17 protein-coding genes are annotated in these 16,584 nt (G+C 69.9%); 8 read left to right on the top strand and 9 right to left on the bottom strand.

The genetic code is table 11. The annotated features are described in order from the left end of the window. Entirely contained in the window at nt 1-495 is a 495-nt protein-coding gene (locus tag ABZX92_RS20050) for a MauE/DoxX family redox-associated membrane protein (protein ID WP_355561240.1), read from the top strand. A gap of 35 nt (nt 496-530) precedes the next feature. Here ABZX92_RS20050 and ABZX92_RS20045 read toward each other — a convergent pair whose 3' ends face one another. After that, nucleotides 531-1,841 (bottom strand): cytochrome P450, encoded by a 1,311-nt coding sequence (locus tag ABZX92_RS20045; RefSeq protein WP_355561238.1) that lies wholly within the window; start codon nt 1,839-1,841, stop codon nt 531-533. A 55-nt stretch (nt 1,842-1,896) separates the two neighbouring features. On the opposite strand from ABZX92_RS20045, the gene ABZX92_RS20040 reads away from it, so the two are divergent. Continuing rightward, the gene (locus ABZX92_RS20040) at nt 1,897-3,042 is read left to right on the top strand and encodes a HEAT repeat domain-containing protein (RefSeq protein WP_355561235.1); all 1,146 of its coding nucleotides are present in this window, start codon (nt 1,897-1,899) and stop codon (nt 3,040-3,042) included. Nucleotides 3,043-3,247: 205 nt separating this feature from the next. Here ABZX92_RS20040 and ABZX92_RS20035 read toward each other — a convergent pair whose 3' ends face one another. After that, nucleotides 3,248-3,988 (bottom strand): DeoR/GlpR family DNA-binding transcription regulator, encoded by a 741-nt coding sequence (locus ABZX92_RS20035; RefSeq protein ID WP_355561232.1) that lies wholly within the window; start codon nt 3,986-3,988, stop codon nt 3,248-3,250. A 49-nt stretch (nt 3,989-4,037) separates the two neighbouring features. Between ABZX92_RS20035 and ABZX92_RS20030 the strand changes: the two genes are divergently transcribed. Genes ABZX92_RS20030 through ABZX92_RS20020 form a run of 3 tightly spaced genes read left to right on the top strand, consistent with a single transcriptional unit; the run spans nt 4,038 to nt 9,192 of the window. Then, nucleotides 4,038-4,400, top strand: coding sequence for a DUF4406 domain-containing protein (locus ABZX92_RS20030; protein WP_355561229.1), 363 nt, complete (start codon nt 4,038-4,040; stop codon nt 4,398-4,400). 29 nt (nt 4,401-4,429) lie between these two features. Continuing rightward, nucleotides 4,430-8,038, top strand: coding sequence for a hypothetical protein (locus ABZX92_RS20025; RefSeq protein WP_355561227.1), 3,609 nt, complete (start codon nt 4,430-4,432; stop codon nt 8,036-8,038). Between the two features lie 32 nt (nt 8,039-8,070). Next, nucleotides 8,071-9,192: an amidohydrolase family protein gene (locus ABZX92_RS20020; RefSeq protein WP_355561224.1), complete on the top strand. Its 1,122-nt coding sequence runs from the start codon at nt 8,071-8,073 to the stop codon at nt 9,190-9,192. Here ABZX92_RS20020 and ABZX92_RS20015 read toward each other — a convergent pair. Further along, entirely contained in the window at nt 9,167-9,778 is a 612-nt protein-coding gene (locus ABZX92_RS20015) for a phosphoribosylanthranilate isomerase (protein ID WP_355561222.1), read from the bottom strand. The genes ABZX92_RS20020 and ABZX92_RS20015 overlap by 26 nt on opposite strands. 109 nt (nt 9,779-9,887) lie before the next feature. Here ABZX92_RS20015 and ABZX92_RS20010 point away from each other — a divergent pair, with 109 nt between their 5' ends. Further along, the gene (locus ABZX92_RS20010) at nt 9,888-11,618 is read left to right on the top strand and encodes an FAD-dependent oxidoreductase (RefSeq protein ID WP_355561219.1); all 1,731 of its coding nucleotides are present in this window, start codon (nt 9,888-9,890) and stop codon (nt 11,616-11,618) included. 48 nt (nt 11,619-11,666) lie between these two features. Here ABZX92_RS20010 and ABZX92_RS20005 read toward each other — a convergent pair whose 3' ends face one another. From ABZX92_RS20005 to ABZX92_RS19980, 6 genes are read right to left on the bottom strand one after another with little or no spacing between them, the layout of a single operon-like run. Then, the gene (locus tag ABZX92_RS20005) at nt 11,667-11,828 is read right to left on the bottom strand and encodes a hypothetical protein (protein WP_355561216.1); all 162 of its coding nucleotides are present in this window, start codon (nt 11,826-11,828) and stop codon (nt 11,667-11,669) included. Next, a complete protein-coding gene (locus ABZX92_RS20000) occupies nt 11,825-11,998 on the bottom strand; it encodes a hypothetical protein (protein ID WP_355561213.1) in 174 nt (57 codons plus the stop codon). The genes ABZX92_RS20005 and ABZX92_RS20000 overlap by 4 nt, the downstream gene beginning before the upstream one ends. Further along, nucleotides 11,995-12,426 (bottom strand): cupin domain-containing protein, encoded by a 432-nt coding sequence (locus tag ABZX92_RS19995; protein ID WP_355561210.1) that lies wholly within the window; start codon nt 12,424-12,426, stop codon nt 11,995-11,997. The genes ABZX92_RS20000 and ABZX92_RS19995 overlap by 4 nt, the downstream gene beginning before the upstream one ends. Before the next feature lies 1 nt (nt 12,427). Beyond that, nucleotides 12,428-12,850: a cupin domain-containing protein gene (locus tag ABZX92_RS19990; RefSeq protein ID WP_355561208.1), complete on the bottom strand. Its 423-nt coding sequence runs from the start codon at nt 12,848-12,850 to the stop codon at nt 12,428-12,430. A 40-nt stretch (nt 12,851-12,890) separates the two neighbouring features. Beyond that, entirely contained in the window at nt 12,891-13,904 is a 1,014-nt protein-coding gene (locus ABZX92_RS19985) for a hypothetical protein (RefSeq protein ID WP_355561205.1), read from the bottom strand. Next, entirely contained in the window at nt 13,897-14,430 is a 534-nt protein-coding gene (locus ABZX92_RS19980) for an RNA polymerase sigma factor (RefSeq protein WP_355561203.1), read from the bottom strand. Before ABZX92_RS19980 ends, ABZX92_RS19985 begins: the two co-directional genes overlap by 8 nt. A gap of 142 nt (nt 14,431-14,572) precedes the next feature. Between ABZX92_RS19980 and ABZX92_RS19975 the strand changes: the two genes are divergently transcribed. Continuing rightward, complete coding sequence (locus ABZX92_RS19975) at nt 14,573-15,823, top strand: glycosyltransferase 87 family protein (RefSeq protein WP_355561200.1); 1,251 nt, start codon at nt 14,573-14,575, stop codon at nt 15,821-15,823. 168 nt (nt 15,824-15,991) lie between these two features. Beyond that, nucleotides 15,992-16,546 carry a TetR/AcrR family transcriptional regulator gene (locus tag ABZX92_RS19970; RefSeq protein ID WP_355561197.1) on the top strand — a complete coding sequence of 185 codons (555 nt, stop codon included), beginning with the start codon at nt 15,992-15,994 and terminating at the stop codon, nt 16,544-16,546. The last annotated feature ends 38 nt before the right edge of the window (nt 16,547-16,584 follow it).

Here is a 16,584-nt window from a genome sequence, read left to right as displayed (position 1 = left end):
ATGACCACGGGTGCAGTTGTCCTCTGCGGACTGGTGCTGCTGATCTCCGCGGTGAGCAAGGTGCGCGGCCGGTCCGACTACGCGGACTTCGTCGCGTCGGTGCCCGCGTTCGGGGTTCCGGCGCGGTGGATCAGGCCGTTCGCGGTGTTGACGGTCGTGGCGGAGTTCGGGATCGCGCTGCTCCTGCTGGTCGGGTTCTGGACCGCGGGCCTGGTGCTGGCGGCAGGCATGTTCGCGGTGCTGACCGCCGTGGTGTGGCGCGCGGTGTCACGGCGGTCCGGCGCGGTGTGCCGGTGTTTCGGGCGTGCTCGCACCACGCTGACGCACCGGCACACCGCGCGCAACGCTTTCCTGTTGGGAGTGGCGGTTCTCGGACTGTCCGCTGTGGACAACGCCTTCGATCCGGCCGTCGCGGGGCTGGCGGCGGCGGTCGGTGTGATCGGCGCGGTGCTGGTGGTGCGGTTCGACGACCTGGCGGACCTGATCGCGGCTTAGGCGCGGTAGGCGTCCAGGATGCGTGAGGCGGTCGGTCACCCGCCGATCTTGGTGAGGCTGGTGGGCAACCGTTCGAAGCCGCGCAGGATGCGGGTCGGTCGCCGATGCGCGCCGGGTAGTGGCCTCAGGTCGGGGAACCGTTCGAAGATCGACCGCAGACCGATCTCACCCTCCAGCCGCGCGAGCTGCGCGCCGAGGCAGTAGTGGCGACCCGCGCCGAACGACACGTGGTCGCGAGCGTTCTCGCGGGTGACGTCGAACGTCGCGGGGTCGGCGAAGACCTCGGGATCGCGGTTCGCGGCGGCGAGCACGGCCGTGACGAACTGCCCGCGCCGCACCGGAATGCCCGCGATGGTGGTGTCGCGTGAGGACATCCGGCCCGTCATGAGGACCGGCGGGTCGACGCGCAGCACCTCGTCGACGGCGTTGCTCCACAGCTCTGGGCGCGACCGGAGCGTCTCGAGCTGCGCGGGGTTCTTGGTGAGCAACGAGATGCCGTTGCCGAGCAGGTTGACCGTGGTCTCGAAACCGGCCGCCAGCACCAGGCCCGCGGTGGACTTGAGCTCGCGATCGGTGAGGCCGGTGCCGTCCTCGCGCGCGGTGATCAGGCGGCTCAGCAGGTTGTCGCCGGGGTTGGCGCGCAGGGCGTCGAGGTGGCGGGTGAGCCAGGCGTCGAAGGTGCTCAACGTGGTCTCGACGTTGCGGAACACGCGCCACGACAGGCCCAGGTCGAGGCTCGGCGCGGCCGCTCCGCCCAACGCCAGCACGGTCGCGCGGTCTTCCGGTGGCACGCCGAGGATCTCGCTGATCACGGTGACCGGGAGCAGGCCGCAGTAGGTCTCGATGAGATCGACCGGGTTGGCCGGGTCGAGGCTGTCGAGCAGCTCGTCGGCGATCGCCTGGGTGCGTTCGCGCAGCTGCTCCACGGCCCGCGCGGTGAAGACGCGGGTGACGAGCTTGCGGTAGCGGGTGTGCTGCGGCGGTTCGACGACCAGCAACGACGGCGGCTGCACGGGATGCGTGATGTCCGTGGCGGACCACGCGGCGAGCTTGCCGAGGATGCCGGCACCGTAGCGAGGGCGAGTCGTCACCAGGGCGTCGTTGGTGAGGATCTCGCGCACGATCGCGTGCCGGGCCGTGGTGTGGCCGACCTTGGTGGCGGCGAGCGGTCCGCGGGCGCGGATCTCGTCGAACAGGCCGGTGAGGTCGGCGCCCGTGGACGCCTCGACGGTGATGCGGCCCTGCAGGTCGCCGCGACGGGCCTGCATGCGCAGCACCGTCCGGGGCAGTGCGTGGCCGATGCTCCACCGCACTGCCGTTTTGACGTGCTCCTCAGCGAGACTCATCAGTTCCGTAGCGTCGTCCACTCGGGCCGGTGCGTCAACGGTAATCTGCCGCGCCATGGAAATCCGGGCGTTGCTCGACGGGATGGACCGGGACGACTTCCGCGCCGAGGCCGCGGAGTTCGCGGCCCAGCACGGGCTCTCGACGTTCGGTCACCTGGTCGACCTCATCGCCACGACGCAGGACGGCCAGGTCAGCCGGCAGGCCTGCCGCGTTTTCTCGCTGCTGAGCGCCGGCGACGAGACCTACCTGGCGCTGACCCGGCATCCGCACCAGAAGGTGCGCGTGCACGCCGCGAGCATGTTCCGCGGTGAGCAGGCGTTGAAGTACGCGCATGAACTCGTGCCGGTGCTGGCGGACGACGACTACTACGTGGCGCGGGAAGCGCGGTGGGCGTTCGACAGCATGGGGCCGGACGTGTTGCCGTTGCTGCAGGAGGCGCGCCGGACGGCCAAGGGCGCGGTCCGCCGGGGCGCGTGGCAGGGGATCGCCGAGGTCGGCGGCCCGGACGCGTTCACCGAGTGGGATCGCCGCGTGCTGAGGCGGTTCATCGCCGCCAAGGTCGAGGAGGACCTGTACTCCAGCGAGGAGATGCACCTCTGCGGCGGCTGGTACGCGATCAGGACCGACAACCAGCAGGCCGTGCTCGAAGTCTGCGGCCTGAGCGACCCCGTGCCGGTGACCAAGATCCTCGGCGGCGACGCCTGGAACAACGACCACCACTCGTCGGCCAAGGAGGACGAGCACGTCCGCTGCGCCAGGGTCTACGTCACGGGTGCGTGGGACGGCTGGACGCTCGTGTTCGGCGAGCCGTTCGCGCACGCGTCCCGCCCGGTCACCGAGATCTGCGCGGTGCTGAGCGCGGCGTTCGGCGAGGCGCACTACTACGCCATGCACTGCCAGGGCGGCGGCAACGAGTGGTGCGTCGCCGAGGGCGGCGAGGTCATCCGCTACTACGACGAGAGCAACCCGGACGAGCAGATCGGCGAGCCCCTCGACGCCGAGGACGGCCTGAAGCTGCCGCACGACTGGAGCGACGAGAACGAGGACCTGGACGACTGCTACGCCACCGACGTGGCGGAGGAGATGTCGGCCAACCCCAAGTACTTCGAGGGCGACGTGGAGGGGTACGGCGTTCTCGCGCTCACCGCGTGCGGCCTGAAGTACGGTTCTCCCAAGGGTTTCCTGCGCATCACGTACTAGCTGCTTGATTCCAAGAGCGCCTCACGCCCGTTGGTGGCCATGTCGTCTGCGAGTGCCACCAACCCAAGATCATCGAGCACTTTCCTGCTACCAACTGGCCCGGTCGCCGCAACGCGCGACGGCCGGTTCGTGGGCGGTTGGTTGTAGTTGTAGGCGATTTGATCAAGAGTTGGCGGTACTTGCAGACACCAACAGAACCACCTGGTCAGGCTTGGACGACCGGCACCTCCAACGCGCGCACGATCGCGTTGTCGGCGTCCGTGATGACGCCGGCGACCTCGCTGAACGGCAGCACGCCGAACCGCGAGGCCGTGCCGATCTTCTCCGAACTGGCCAGCACGTAGGTGTCGGCGGCCTGGTGGGCGAGCGCGCGCTTCATCGCCGCCTCGTCCGCGTCGCCGGTCGTGAGGCCTGCTTCGGGGTGCACGCCCGTGACGCCCAGCAGGAACAGATCGGCGTGCACGCCCCGTGCGGCCTCCACGGCAGCAGCGCCGCACGCGACCATCGAGTGCTTGAACAGCCTGCCGCCGATCACGTAGACGTCCACGTGCTGATGCGCTTCCAACGCGCTCGCGATCGTCGGACTGTGCGTGACGATCGTCGCTTGCAGGTCTAGGGGTAGCGCGCGCACCACGGCGAGGGTGGTCGTGCCGCCGTCGAGGATCACGGTGCTGCCCGGCTCGATCAACTTCGCTGCCGCGCGTGCGACCCGTTGCTTGCCGTCGACCGAGACGTCCTGCCGCGTCGCGTAGTCGGCGATGGCGGGGGATACGGGCAGTGCGCCGCCGTAGACGCGTTGGCACAGACCTGCTGCTGCGAGATCGCGCAGGTCGCGGCGGATCGTGTCCTCGGAGATGCCGACTTCCACCGCGAGGTCCTTGGCGACGATCCGGCCGTCCGTGCGCAGGCGTTCGAGCAGCAGGTCACGACGTTGGGCAGCGAGCATGCACGTTTCTCCTTGTTTCTGCCGAGTGTTGCACACTATGGTCGGTCGCATGCTGATTCTGATCGCAGGGCCCTACCGATCGGGCACCGGGGACGACCCCGCGCTGATGGCGCGCAACCTCGAACGCCTGGAGGAGGCCGCGTGGCCGATCTTCCGCAGCGGGCACGTGCCGATGATCGGTGAGTGGGTCGCGCTGCCCGTTCTGCGTGGTGCGGGCGGGAGTTCGCCGGCGGATCCCATCGCCACGGAGATCATGTACCCGACCGCGGAACGCCTGTTGCGGCACTGCGACGCGGTGCTGCGGCTGCCCGGCGAGTCGACCGGCGCCGACGAGGACGTGCGAATCGCCCGGGAACGCGGGTTGCCGGTGTTCGGCCGAGTGGAGGACATTCCGGGCTACCGTTCCGTCTAGCGGAACGGTTCATCGCCCTGGGGAGCTCCATGCCTCGACCGGAACGGCCACTCGGGCCCGAGGACAGCGCGCTGCTGGGCTTCGCGGCCGATCTGCGCCGGTTGCGGGAGAAGGCGGGCAAACCGACCTACCGCGAGCTGAGCAAACAGGCTCACTACTCGGTGACGGTGCTCTCGGACGCGGCGAGCGGGCGAAAGCTGCCGACCCTGGCCGTGACGCTCGCGTACGTCGAGGCGTGCGGGGGAGACGCCGAGGAGTGGCGCCAGCGGTGGCACGAGCTGTCCGAGGAGCTGTCGGCGCCGCCCGCCGAGGGTGTCCGGGCGCCGTACCTGGGGCTGGCGGCGTTCCAGGTCGAGGACTCCGACAGGTTCTTCGGCCGGGACGTCCTGATCGCCGAGCTGCGCGAACGGCTGGGGGAGCGGCGGTTCCTCGGCGTGTTCGGGGCCTCGGGCTCGGGCAAGTCGTCGTTGCTGCGCGCGGGTCTCGTCGCTCGGACCCATGGCCCATCCGTGGTGTTCACGCCGGGTGCGAGACCGCGCGAGGAGTGCGCGCTGCGGATGGCCGAGCTGACCGGCGCGCGGGTCGGCCAGGTGCTGCAGGACCTCGAAGACCCCGCCGCCCTGCACGTCTACCTCGGCATGGCGGGCTCCGAGGTGCTGGTCGTGGTCGACCAGTTCGAGGAGATCTTCACGCTGTGCCGGTCCGAGGAGGAACGGGCCTGGTTCGTCGAAGCGCTGGTGCACGCAGCCGACAAGCACGCCAGAGTCGTGATCGGCGTGCGCGCGGACTTCTACGGCCATTGTGGACGGTATCCGCTGCTCGTGAAGGCGTTGCAGGACAGTCAGGTTCTCGTCGGGCCGATGTCCGGCGACGAACTGAGGCAGGCGATCACCCAGCCAGCGGCGCACGAGGGGTGCGTCCTCGACACCGTGCTCGTGGCACGGCTCGTGGCGGAAGCGGCCGGGCAGCCCGCCGCGTTGCCGTTGGTGTCGCACGCGCTGCTGGAGACGTGGCGACGGCGGCGCGGCTTGCGGCTGACGATCGAGGGTTATGAGGAAGCGGGCGGCCTCCAGCACGCGATCACCCGCAGCGGCGAGGAGGTGTACGCGTCGCTGGACCCGGCCGGGCAGGCGGCGGCGCGGCAGATCTTCGTGCGGCTCACCGCGCTCGGCGAGGGCACGGCGGACACCAAGCGGCGGGTGGCGCGGGAGTCGTTGGACGACAGCGATCTCACCGTGCACGTGCTGGAGAAGCTGGCCGCTGCCAGGCTGGTCACGATCGACGACAGCACTGTCGAGCTCACGCACGAGGCGCTGATCCGCAGCTGGCCGCGGTTGCGCGACTGGCTGTCCGACGACCGCGCCGGGCTGCGGCTGCACCGGCAGCTCAGCGAGGCGACCGAGTCGTGGGCCGCGGTCGGGCACGATCCCGGTGCGCTGTACCGGGGTGTGCGGCTCGCGTCGGCACGGGACTGGGCGGCGGCGAACCCGGAAGCGTTGACACCGCGCGAGAACAGGTTCCTCACGGCGTCGCTGGACGCGGAGGCAGCGGAACAGTCGAGTGCTCGCAAGCGGAATCGGCGGCTGCGGCAACTCGTCGCGGCGCTCACCGTCTTCGTGCTGCTGACCACGATCGCCGGGGCTGCGGCGGTCGTGCAGTGGCAGCAGGCGGTCGCGGACCGGGACCGGGCGACATCACGGCAGGGCGGCGAGCACGCGGCCGGTCTGCTCGCCACCGATCCGTCGCTCGCCGGGCAGATCGGCCTTGCGGCGTATCGGATCTCACCGACGCCCGAGGCTCGCAGCGCGTTGCTGAGCACGTTCGCCGGCCCGTTCCCGACCCGCCTGCACGGTGCGGGCGACCAGATCGACACCATCGCGCTGACGCCGGACGGCAGCCTGCTGGCCACCGGTGCGGTGGACGGCGTGGTCGAGCTGTGGAGAGGTGCGCAGCGGATCGCCACCCTGCCCAACACCGGCCGCGTGATCGACGTGGCGTTCAGCGGTGACGGCCGGCGCCTTGCGGTGGCGGGGAACAACGGTGTGCGCCTGTTCGACGCTCGTGGCGAGCTGCTCACCTCGTTCCTGCCGGGCGTCGGTGTCGCGGGCGTCTCGTTCAGCCCGGACGGTTCTCAGCTCGCGACCGCCGGGCCGACCGCGCAGGTGTGGGATCTGCGGACGGGGCAGCCGGCGACCGTGCCGGTCCAGCACGAGGGCGAGGTCTACCGCGTCGAGTACAGCCCGTCCGGCGTGCTCGCGACGGCGGGCGAGGACGGCCGGGTGTTCATCGGCGACAAGATGGTGCTGCGGACGAAGGGCCCGATCAGTGGCCTGGCGTGGAGCCAGGACGGCAAGCTCGCCATCGCCGACGAAACACACGCGATCTGGCTCTACGACGGTGCTGTGCACGAGTTCCCCGGCCCGGACGTGCTGGTGCGCGGCCTCGCCTTCACCCCGGACGGCACCCGTCTCGCCCTGGGCGCCAACGACGGCATCGTCCGGATCGTGGACGTGGCGTCGCGGCGCGAGATCGGCGAGCTGACCCAGCCGAACCGCGTGCGCGACATCGCCCTGAGCCGGGACGGCACCCTGCTCGCGAGCTCCAGCAGCGCCGGCCGTGCCTACCTCTGGCACGACCCGTTCCCGACTCCCACCGGGCCCGCGGTCGAGGGGATCTTCGCGGGCACCGGGCTGCTCGCCACCACCGCGAGCCTGGACAACGCGGTTCGCTTGTGGCGCAACGACTTCCGCACCTTGACCCCGATCGCGACGCTGACCGGCCACACCGGCCCGGCCCTGTACGCGGCCTTCAACCCGGCGAGCACCTTCCTCGCCACCTCGAGCCGGGACCGCACAGTCCGCGTCTGGGACACCGCCGGGCAACCGGTCGCCGTCCTCGAAGGGTTCCGCGAAACGGTCAGCACGCTGGCCTGGAGCCCGGACGGCCGCACCCTGGCCACCGGTGACGACGCGGGCGACCTCACCCTGTGGGACGTCACCTCACCCCGCACCCCGGCGAAGCTCGCGACCCTCACCGACGACGCCCGCAACGTCAACAGCATCGCCTTCAGCCCGGACGGCAAACGCTTGGCCTCGGCCAACACCGACCGCGCGGTCCGCCTGTGGGATCTGACCGACCGCGACCGGCCGCGCAGGTCCGCGAAGCTCACCGGCTTCCGCGAGGCCGTCACGAGCGTGCGGTTCAGCCCGGACGGCACGATGGTCGCGGGCGCCGGACTCGACCGCACTGCCCGGCTCTGGCGGGTCGCGGACTCCGCGCCGCTGTCGGTGATCACCGACCAGAACGGGCCGATCAGCAACGTGAGGTTCAGTCCCGACAACCGTTCCCTCGTGCTGTCGGACACCGCCCGCGACGCTCAGCTGTGGAGCATCGGCGATCCCGCGTCGCCCGCGCTGTTCGCCGTCCTGAGCAGCCCGGGCGGGATCGTGGCGGGAGTGTTCACGGCCCCGGACGGCCGGCGCATGGCGGCGACGGCCGGCGAAGGCACGATCCGGTTCTGGGACACCGACGTCGAGACAGCGGCGAAGCGGGTGTGCGAGCTGGCGGGCACGCCGATGACGCGGGAGGAGTGGTCGGCGCAGTTCCGCGACCACGACTACCAGCCACCCTGCCGCTAGCCTGGGATGCGAGTCGATCCAGGGGGCTGGGGATGAAGTACGCAATCCGGGCGGCGCGGGTGTTCGACGGCGCGCGGGACATCGGATCACCGCAGGTCGTGGTCGAGGACGGCAAGATCGTTGAGCTCGCGCGTGACGTGGCTGATCTTCCAGTGGCCGACCTCGGTGACGTCACGCTGCTGCCCGGCCTCGTCGACTCGCACGTCCACCTGGGCTTCGACCCGCTCGGCGTGGCGACCGAGCTGCCGGACGACACCGAGGACGTCGTGCTCGCACGCATGCGCGCCAACGCCACCGAAGCGCTGCGGGCGGGCATCACGACCGTGCGCGATCTCGGCGACCGCAGCTACCTGTCGCTCCAAGTCCGCGACACGGGCCCAGAGGTGCTGGTGTCCGGGCCGCCCGTGACCACGACCGGCGGCCACTGCTGGTTCCTCGGCGGCGAGGCGGACGGTCTCGACGGCATCCGCAAGGCCGTCACCGAACGGGTCGAGCGCGGGGTCGACGTCGTGAAGATCATGGCCACCGGCGGGTCGATCACGCCGGGCTCGTCGCCGTTCGACCAGCAGTACACGACCGAGGAGCTGCGGGCGGCCGTCGAAATCGCGCACGACGCGGGCATCCCCGTGACGGTGCACGCGCACGGCGCCGCCGGCATCAAGGCGGCGGTGGAGGCGGGCGTCGACTCGATCGAGCACGCCTTCTTCCTGGCGCCGGGCGGCCTCGCGGTCGACTGGGACACCGTGGACCTCATGGTGCGCAAGGGGATCTACGTCAGCACCACGACGGCGCGGATGCCGACCGCGGAGCCGGCCTTCCCGGTCAGCACGCAGCTGCGGCAGAACTTCGGCCGGATGCGCGAACTGGGCGTGCGGCTGGTGTGCTCGTCGGACGCGGGAGTCGGGCAGTTCAAGCGGTTCGACTCGCTGCCGCACGGGATCATCGAGTTCGGCGAGGTGCTCGGGTTCGGCAACGCCGAGGCGCTGGCGTCCGCGACCAGCGTGGCGGCGACCATGTGCGGTGTCGGCGAACGCAAGGGCCGGATCGCGGCGGGCTACGACGCCGATCTGCTCGCCGTGGCCGGGAACCCGCTGGTCGATCTGAAGGCGCTGCTGGACGTGCGTGCGGTCATCCGCGCCGGGCAGCAGCTCTAGCCACGGCGACGAACTCGCGCATCCGGCCGTGGTCCTTGACGCCACGGCTCGACTCGATGCCGCTGGACACGTCGACACCCCACGGCCGGGCCACGTTGATCGCCTCGGCGACGGTGTCCGGCGCCAGTCCGCCCGCCAGCACCCACTTGCCGGTCGGCGGGTCGGCCGCGAGCCTCGTGATGTCCCACTGCTCGCCCGACCCCGCCACCGGCGAGTCGATCAGCAGCAGCTCCTCGCCGAACGCGCCGGTGCGCACGTCTGTCCCCGGACCCAGTGCCGTTGCCCTGACCAGCTGAAACGGCAGGCCGGACAGCTCGTCGAACGCTTCCTTCGGGTAGTCGCCGTGCAGCTGGAGCGCCCGCACACCGGTCTTCAACGCCAGCTCACCCGCCTCGGCGGCGGAGATGCCGCGCACGACAGCGACGGTCAGGACGTCCGACGGGACTGCCGCGACGAGACCGCGGACGAGGTCGGCGTCGATCTGGCGGGGGCTGGAGGTCAGCACGAAACCGACGGCGTCGGCCCCGGCGTCGACCGCCACGGCGACATCGGCTTCGGTGCGCAGACCACAGAGCTTCACGAACACGCCATCAGCTTAGTGACTCAGGACGCACTGTCGCGGAGGTAACAGTCACACATCGCCCCGCCGTCCGGTCTTCCTTGTATAGATGGAAATACGGGCAACGGAGGCCGCGATGACGCAACCTGAACATCAGATAGCCACCTCAGTGCTGGTGATCGGCAGCGGCGGTGCGGGACTGCGCGCCGCCATCGAACTGGCCGAGCGCGGAGTCGACGTGCTGGTCGTCGGCAAACGCCCCAAGGCGGACGCGCACACGGCGCTGGCGGCGGGCGGCATCAACGCGGCGCTGGCGACGATGGACCCGGCCGACACGTGGCAGCAGCACGCGGCGGACACCATCAAGGAGAGCTACCTCCTCGCGAACCCGGACATCGTGCGGGTCGTCGCGGAACAGGCCCCGCGCGGGATCGCCGACCTGGAGCGGTGGGGCATGCCGTTCGCCCGCGAGGAGGACGGCCGGATCTCGCAACGGTTCTTCGGCGCGCACACGTTCCGCCGCACGTCGTTCGCCGGCGACTACACGGGGCTGGAGATCCAGCGCACCCTGGTGAACCGCGCCACGCAGCTGAACATCCCGATTCACGACACCTGCTACATCACGCAGATCCTGGTGCGGGACAACGTGGTCTTCGGCGCGTACGGGTTCGACCTGAACACCGGCACGCGGCACGTGTTCCACGCCGACGTGGTGATCCTGGCCGCGGGCGGGCACACCCGGATCTGGCGCCGGACTTCCTCCCGCAGAGACGAGAACACCGGTGACTCGTTCCGTCTCGCCGTTCAGGCCGGTGGCCGCATCCGCGATCCCGAACTGGTGCAGTTCCACCCGTCGGGCCTGCTCGAACCGGAGAACGCGGCCGGCACCCTGGTGTCCGAGGCGGCTCGCGGCGAGGGCGGCGTGCTGACAAACTCGCTGGGGGAGCGGTTCATGGCCCGCTACGACCCGCAACGCATGGAACTGTCCACACGCGACAGAGTGGCGCTGGCCGCGTACACGGAGATCAAGGAAGGCCGCGGCACCCCGAACGGCGGTGTGTGGCTGGACGTCTCGCACCTGCCGCGCGAGCAGATCATGCGCCGCCTGCCGCGGGTCTACCAGACGCTGCTCGAGCTGCAGATGAAGGACATCACCCGCGAACCGATCGAGATCGCGCCGACCGCGCACTACTCGATGGGTGGCGTGTGGGTCTCGCCCGCCGACCACTCCACGGGCGTCGACGGCCTGTACGCGATCGGCGAGGCCTCCAGCGGCCTGCACGGCGCGAACCGGCTCGGCGGCAACTCGCTCATCGAACTGCTGGTGTACGGCCGGATCGTGGGCGAGGCGGCGGCGGAGTACTCGGCTTCGCTGAGCGCGCAACGCCGTTCGCGGACCGTGCTGGGCGAGGCGCGTGCCGAGGTCGACGGGCTTTTGAACGCCGACGGCCCGGAGAACGTCCGTGCCCTGCAACGGACTCTGCGCAACACGATGACCGAACACGCGGGCGTCGTCCGTGACGAGTCGTCACTGCGCAAGGGGCTGGCCGAGCTGGACGACCTGGAAGAGCGCATCCGCAACGTCGGCGTGCACCCGGATCTCGCCGGCTTCCAGGATCTTGCCCACGCCTTCGACCTGAAGTCCTCCGCACTCGCGGCCCGCGCGACTTTGGAGTGTGCCCTGGAACGGCGCGAAACCCGTGGTTGTCACAACCGGTCGGACTTCCCGGACCTGGACCCCGCGCAGCAGGTGAACCTGGTGTGGGCCGGTCCCGGACGGGTCGCCCGGGAGGAGATCCCCGCGGTGCCGGACGAGATCGCGGCGCTCATGCGGGACGTCGACACGGCCGGCAAACTGGTCGAGTGAGACAGTCGAGGAGCGGGAGCCTGGAGAGCGGGTTCCCGCCCCTCACCGTCACGGCAGCCTCAGTGCCGTGGTGAAGAGGAAGACGCTGTCCTCCAGCGCCTCCACTCGATGTCTCGCCTCAGGCATGATCAGCAGGTCACCGGGCTCGGCCTCCTGCTGGTGCGGCCCGGCGACGAGCCGCAGGTGACCGCGCAGCACCTGCACGGTCACCTCACGGGGTGCTCGTGCTCGTGCAGGTGCTCGCCCTTGCACAGCGCCATCACGGTCTGCCGCGACGCCCTGTCGTGTCCACCGTGGACGGTTTCGGCACTGCGCCCGCTGCTGAGCTGACGCGCCAGGGCGAGGTGGTTCTCCGCCGGCGCGATCAATGACGTCTTCACCGGGGTGCCCTCAGGTGCTTGCGCGCTTCGAGCTCCTCGGGTTCGACGACCGTCAGCATCGGCTGTCCCGGCGCGCAGAACATCGTGACCACGAACGCCGACTCCTCGTCGGTCAGGTGGTTCCCGTCCTGGTAGTGGATGACGTCACCGCCGGGCTCCCAGAACGTCCCGCCGGCCTCCACGACCCGAGCGGGTTCGCCTTCCAGCTCGAAGTTGATGGCGCCCTTGACGACGTACCCGTACGCGGGCCCGGAATGGCGGTGCGGCGGCGCTCCCGGACTCGACGGCGGCAGCGTCACGAAGATCGTCATGGCCTCGGCGCCGTCCGGGATCTGCGGTGCACCCGGCACGGTGCCGATGACCTCGATCTTCGGCGGCGGGCCGCTCTTGTCGGGGTTGTCCAGCTGATGCGCGTGTTCGTGGCTCATGTCAGCTCACCACCCGAAGGTGCGCACGAGCCGCCAGCTCGTCGTGCTCGACGACCGTCAGCAGCGGTGCGCCCGGCTCGCAGATCATGGTGGCGACAAGTGCGGACTCCTCGCCCTCCAGCGCGTTCGCACCCTTGTAGTGGATCACGTCGCCGCCGGGCTCGAAGAACGCCTCACCCTCCCGGATCACCCGCTCGGGCTCGCCTTCCAGCTCGAACGCGATGGCGCCCTTCACGACGTAGGCGTAGATGGGCCCGGGGTGGCGGTGGGGCGGCGCGCCGGGACTGCCGGGCGGCAGGCTGACCAGGATCGTCCGTGCCACGAGGTTCTCCGGCATCGGTGCGACGCCGGGACCCTCCGCGAGGATCTCGACCTTCGGCGGCGGACCGCCCGCGGTCTCCGGGTGATGCAGCAGTTCGCTCATACCAGGAGAGACCGGGCAGTCCGCCGCTTTGTGACAACCGTCAGGAGGTCTGTCCCGCTCCGGCGACGACCTTCGTGGTCACCGAGCTGGTGCCGATCACCTGCCCCTGCTTCAGCCCCCACGCGTCCTTCGCCAGCACCGTGCGCGATCCGAGGTACTCGCCGGTCGAGGGGTTGATGACGATCTGCTCCGTCATCTCGTTCTCGGTCACGCCGAGCGCGGTGCCCGTCCTGCCGTCGATCACGGACGCGGAGTCGGCGATCTCCAGCTTCGGCAGGTAGGTCAGCGCCTTGTACACCGCGGACCGCACCTCGGCGGGGTAGACGCCCGAGTCCAGGCCCTGGCTGACCATCTGGAGGAAGACCGCGCCCTCGTTGCCCGACACCTCGCCGACCAGCTTCTGGTACAGCTCGCGCGGGTTGAGGGGCAGCGTGGCGAGGTACTCGGGCGACGGGTCGCGAAAGTTGGCCTTGATCTTGTCGTGCAGTGCGGGGCCGCCCTCGGAGGCGTACTCGCCCTCGGCCTCGATCGGCGACTGGAAGTCGGTGGGGAGGTCCTCGTCCGACCCGATCAGCCACTGCCGGCCGCCGACGTTGGTGATCTTGTAGAACCACTTGCCCCTGCGGTCGGCGGGGATCCACCTCTGCAGCTTCTGGTCCTGCAGGTACATCCAGTCGTACTGGTAGTCCTTCATCGACCAGCGCGCGTTCTCCAGCACGTACAGGTACTGGCCCGGCTGCAGCTTCGCGTCACCGGTGAGCCCCGCGGCCTTGTTCAGCACGTCGGCCACAGCCACGTTCGGACCTGAGTCGCGAGAGGTCAGCGACGGTACGAGCAGCGCGGCGCCCGCGATCACGACCATCGCGGCGGCCGCGGCCACCAGCGGGATCCGGCGCCGGCGCCGAAGCGGGACGACCTTCCCGGACTCCTCGGCGTCGATCCGCTCCAGCAACGCGGCCCGGCCGCGCGCGAACGCCTCGTCGCTCATCGGGGCGACGTCCGACATCGCCCACTTGACCGTCTCGTCCTCGACCGGACGCGGCTCGTCACGCATCGTCGCCCTCCTGTCCGTTGATCTTCGCCCGCAGCTTCGCCCTCGCCCGGAACAACCGGGTTCGCACGGTCGCCACCGGCGTCTCGGTCACCTCGGCCACCTCCGCCGCGCTCAGATCGGCCCACGCCACCATGAGCAGCACGTCCCGTTCCTCCGGCCGCAGGTCCGCCAGCACTTCGGCGAGGTCGCTCATCAACGACTTCGCGTCCACCACCGAGGCGGCGCGGTCGTCGACGTGGTCCGCCACGGCGCGCCTGCCGTGGTCACGCGCCCACGCCCGCAGGCGACGGCCCTCGGACCGCACGTGCTGGCGCAGCAGGTTCGTGCCGATCCCGAACAGCCACGCCTTCAGGCTCGCTCGGGCCGGGTCGAACGTGTCGCGGCGTTCCCACGCGATGAGGAACGCCTCGGACACCAGGTCGTCCGCGATCGCGGCATCCACCCGCAGCGCCAGGTAGCGGTGCAGGTCACGGGCGTGCCGGTCGTACAGACCGACCCAAGTGTCCCTGTCCAGAGGTCGACTCACCTCCGGGCCTCCAGTTCGCGCCGGCGGCGCTGTCTCGGTGCTCACAGGAACTTATTGGCCGATCGCCCCTCCCGCATTCCCATGAGGACGGTCACACCCGACAGGTGGAAACGCGAAACCGCGCATCGGCCAAGAAGTCGACATGAACGAGACAGTGCTGATCAGACAGTTCGTCGACGACGTCCCGCCGATGTCCCCGGACGCGTTCGAGGCCGGGCGACGGCGAATCCTCGCGCTGGACCAGTGGGCCAAGGCGCGCCGGGACTCTCGCGTGCTGTGGTTCGCCGCCCTGGTGGCGCTGCCGCTCGTGCTGGCCGGAATGGGCGTCTACTACCTCGACCTGCAGGTCTACCGGACGGGTGGGCTCGCCTGGCTGGAAGGGCTCCCGCTCTACGTGGGTTTCCCCGGCAAGCTTGCCGAGTTCAACCTGCCCTTCACCTACCCGCCGATCGCCGCGGTCCTCTTCAGCGTGCTCACGGTTCTGCCGGTGTGGCTGGCGAACACGCTGATGACGATGACCAGCTTCCTGTGCCTGTCGGTGGTCTGCTTCGTGGTGACCAGGCGGCTCACCCAGCGCGCGAATGTCGTGTGGACGGTCAGCGCCGCCGTCCCGGTCGCGGCGCTCGCGCTGGAACCGGTGCACTCGACGTTCGCCTACGGCCAGATCAACCTGCTGCTGATGGCGTTCGTGGTGGTGGACTGCCTGGCCGTCACCGACCGGAGGTGGCGCGGGATGCTCGTCGGCCTTGCCGCCGCGCTCAAGCTGACGCCGTTGATCTTCGTGCTGTACTTCGTGGTGCGCAGGGACTGGCGGGCCGCACTCACCTCGGTCGCGACCTTCGCGGGACTCGCCGGAGCCGGATTCGTGCTGGCGCCGCAGGACTCCGCCGAGTTCTGGTTCCACAACGTCCTCGACGGGAGCCGCGTCGGCGGCATCGCATACATGACGAACCAATCGTTGCGGGGTGTGCTGCACCGCCTCAACCCCGGCCATTCCGCCGAGATGGTGCTGTGGGTGGTGCTGTCGGCGATCGTCGTGCTGCTCGGGGTGGTCGCGGCGCGCCGGACTCGTCACGACGTGGTGGCACTTGTCGCAATCGCGACCGCCGGGCTGCTCGTCTCGCCGATCTCGTGGTCGCACCACTGGGTGTGGTGCGTGCCGGCGTTCCTGGCAGTCGCTTTCCTGCGCCGCAACGGAACCGGGGTGGCGCTCGGGGCCCTGGCAGCGCTAGTTTCTGCGTTCTCCCTTGGCCCGTTCAACTGGCTGCCCAGCACCGGTGACAAGGAGATGCTGTGGACCTGGTGGCAGCACATCTACGGGGACGCCTACACGTGGATCGCGATCGGCGTTCTGGTGACGCTCGCCTGGACACGCGTGCCTGCAGACAGGTGAAATCCCGTAGTCAGCACCTTTGGACTGTATTTTCGTACCCGGCATGCCGCTAGCCTGTACTCCGGTACACAATTAGACGGGGGTTCATGTATGGCGGGGACGCGACGCGTGGCCGAGCCCGCGGCGCCGACTCAGGCTGTCGGGAGGCGCGAACGGCACAAGCGGGCCATGTACGAACGTTTGTACACGGCGTCGATCGAGCTGTTCACAGAACAGGGTTACGAAGAGACCTCGATCGAGGACATCACCGAACGGGCTGATGTCGCGCGAGGCACCTTCTTCAACTACTTCGACAAGAAGGAGGAGGTCATCGCCGCGTGGGGTGCGCGGCGGCGAGACACGCTGAGAGCGGAACTCGGCGCGATCGCGGGTGGGGGCCTGGACACGCTGACGTGCCTGGAGAACTGCATGCGGGCACTCGCGAAGATCAACAAGCTGGAGTGGCGCACCACACAGGTCATGCTCGCGGCCTGGGTGCGGTGCGGCCACCCCATCTTTGAGCAGCCGTACGCGACGACGTTGTTCGCGGAGATCGTCACCGCCGGCAAGCAGGCGGGCGAGGTCGCCGAGCACGTCGACCCGACGCTGGTCGGCAACATCCTGCGGGATGTCTACCTGGGGACGCTTTACCGGTACGTGGGTCGCGGCAAGCAGCCGACGACGCTCGCCAGCGAGCTCGTCACGACCCTCCGCCTGGTGGTCAACGGAATACGGGAGCAGTAGCGCTGCCGGTTCGGCGTCTGCAAGTACTACCAACTCAC

Source organism: Lentzea sp. NPDC006480 (assembly GCF_040611995.1).
Classification (GTDB): domain Bacteria; phylum Actinomycetota; class Actinomycetes; order Mycobacteriales; family Pseudonocardiaceae; genus Lentzea.
Note: the sequence above shows the minus strand (reverse complement) of the source record. Positions and strands in the feature narration are given on the sequence as shown.

Excerpts from the sequence above, each read along its gene's own strand:
- ABZX92_RS20045 (WP_355561238.1), bottom strand. The coding sequence starts at position 1,841 with ATGAGTCTCGCTGAGGAGCACGTCAAAACGGCAGTGCGGTGGAGCATC.
- ABZX92_RS20040 (WP_355561235.1), top strand. The coding sequence starts at position 1,897 with ATGGAAATCCGGGCGTTGCTCGACGGGATGGACCGGGACGACTTCCGC.
- ABZX92_RS19985 (WP_355561205.1), bottom strand. The coding sequence starts at position 13,904 with ATGCGTGACGAGCCGCGTCCGGTCGAGGACGAGACGGTCAAGTGGGCG.
- ABZX92_RS19990 (WP_355561208.1), bottom strand. The coding sequence starts at position 12,850 with ATGAGCGAACTGCTGCATCACCCGGAGACCGCGGGCGGTCCGCCGCCG.
- ABZX92_RS19995 (WP_355561210.1), bottom strand. The coding sequence starts at position 12,426 with ATGAGCCACGAACACGCGCATCAGCTGGACAACCCCGACAAGAGCGGC.
- ABZX92_RS19970 (WP_355561197.1), top strand. The coding sequence starts at position 15,992 with ATGTACGAACGTTTGTACACGGCGTCGATCGAGCTGTTCACAGAACAG.
- ABZX92_RS20030 (WP_355561229.1), top strand. The coding sequence starts at position 4,038 with ATGCTGATTCTGATCGCAGGGCCCTACCGATCGGGCACCGGGGACGAC.
- ABZX92_RS20025 (WP_355561227.1), top strand. The coding sequence starts at position 4,430 with ATGCCTCGACCGGAACGGCCACTCGGGCCCGAGGACAGCGCGCTGCTG.
- ABZX92_RS20050 (WP_355561240.1), top strand. The coding sequence starts at position 1 with ATGACCACGGGTGCAGTTGTCCTCTGCGGACTGGTGCTGCTGATCTCC.
- ABZX92_RS20010 (WP_355561219.1), top strand. The coding sequence starts at position 9,888 with ATGACGCAACCTGAACATCAGATAGCCACCTCAGTGCTGGTGATCGGC.
- ABZX92_RS20020 (WP_355561224.1), top strand. The coding sequence starts at position 8,071 with ATGAAGTACGCAATCCGGGCGGCGCGGGTGTTCGACGGCGCGCGGGAC.
- ABZX92_RS20035 (WP_355561232.1), bottom strand. The coding sequence starts at position 3,988 with ATGCTCGCTGCCCAACGTCGTGACCTGCTGCTCGAACGCCTGCGCACG.
- ABZX92_RS19975 (WP_355561200.1), top strand. The coding sequence starts at position 14,573 with ATGAACGAGACAGTGCTGATCAGACAGTTCGTCGACGACGTCCCGCCG.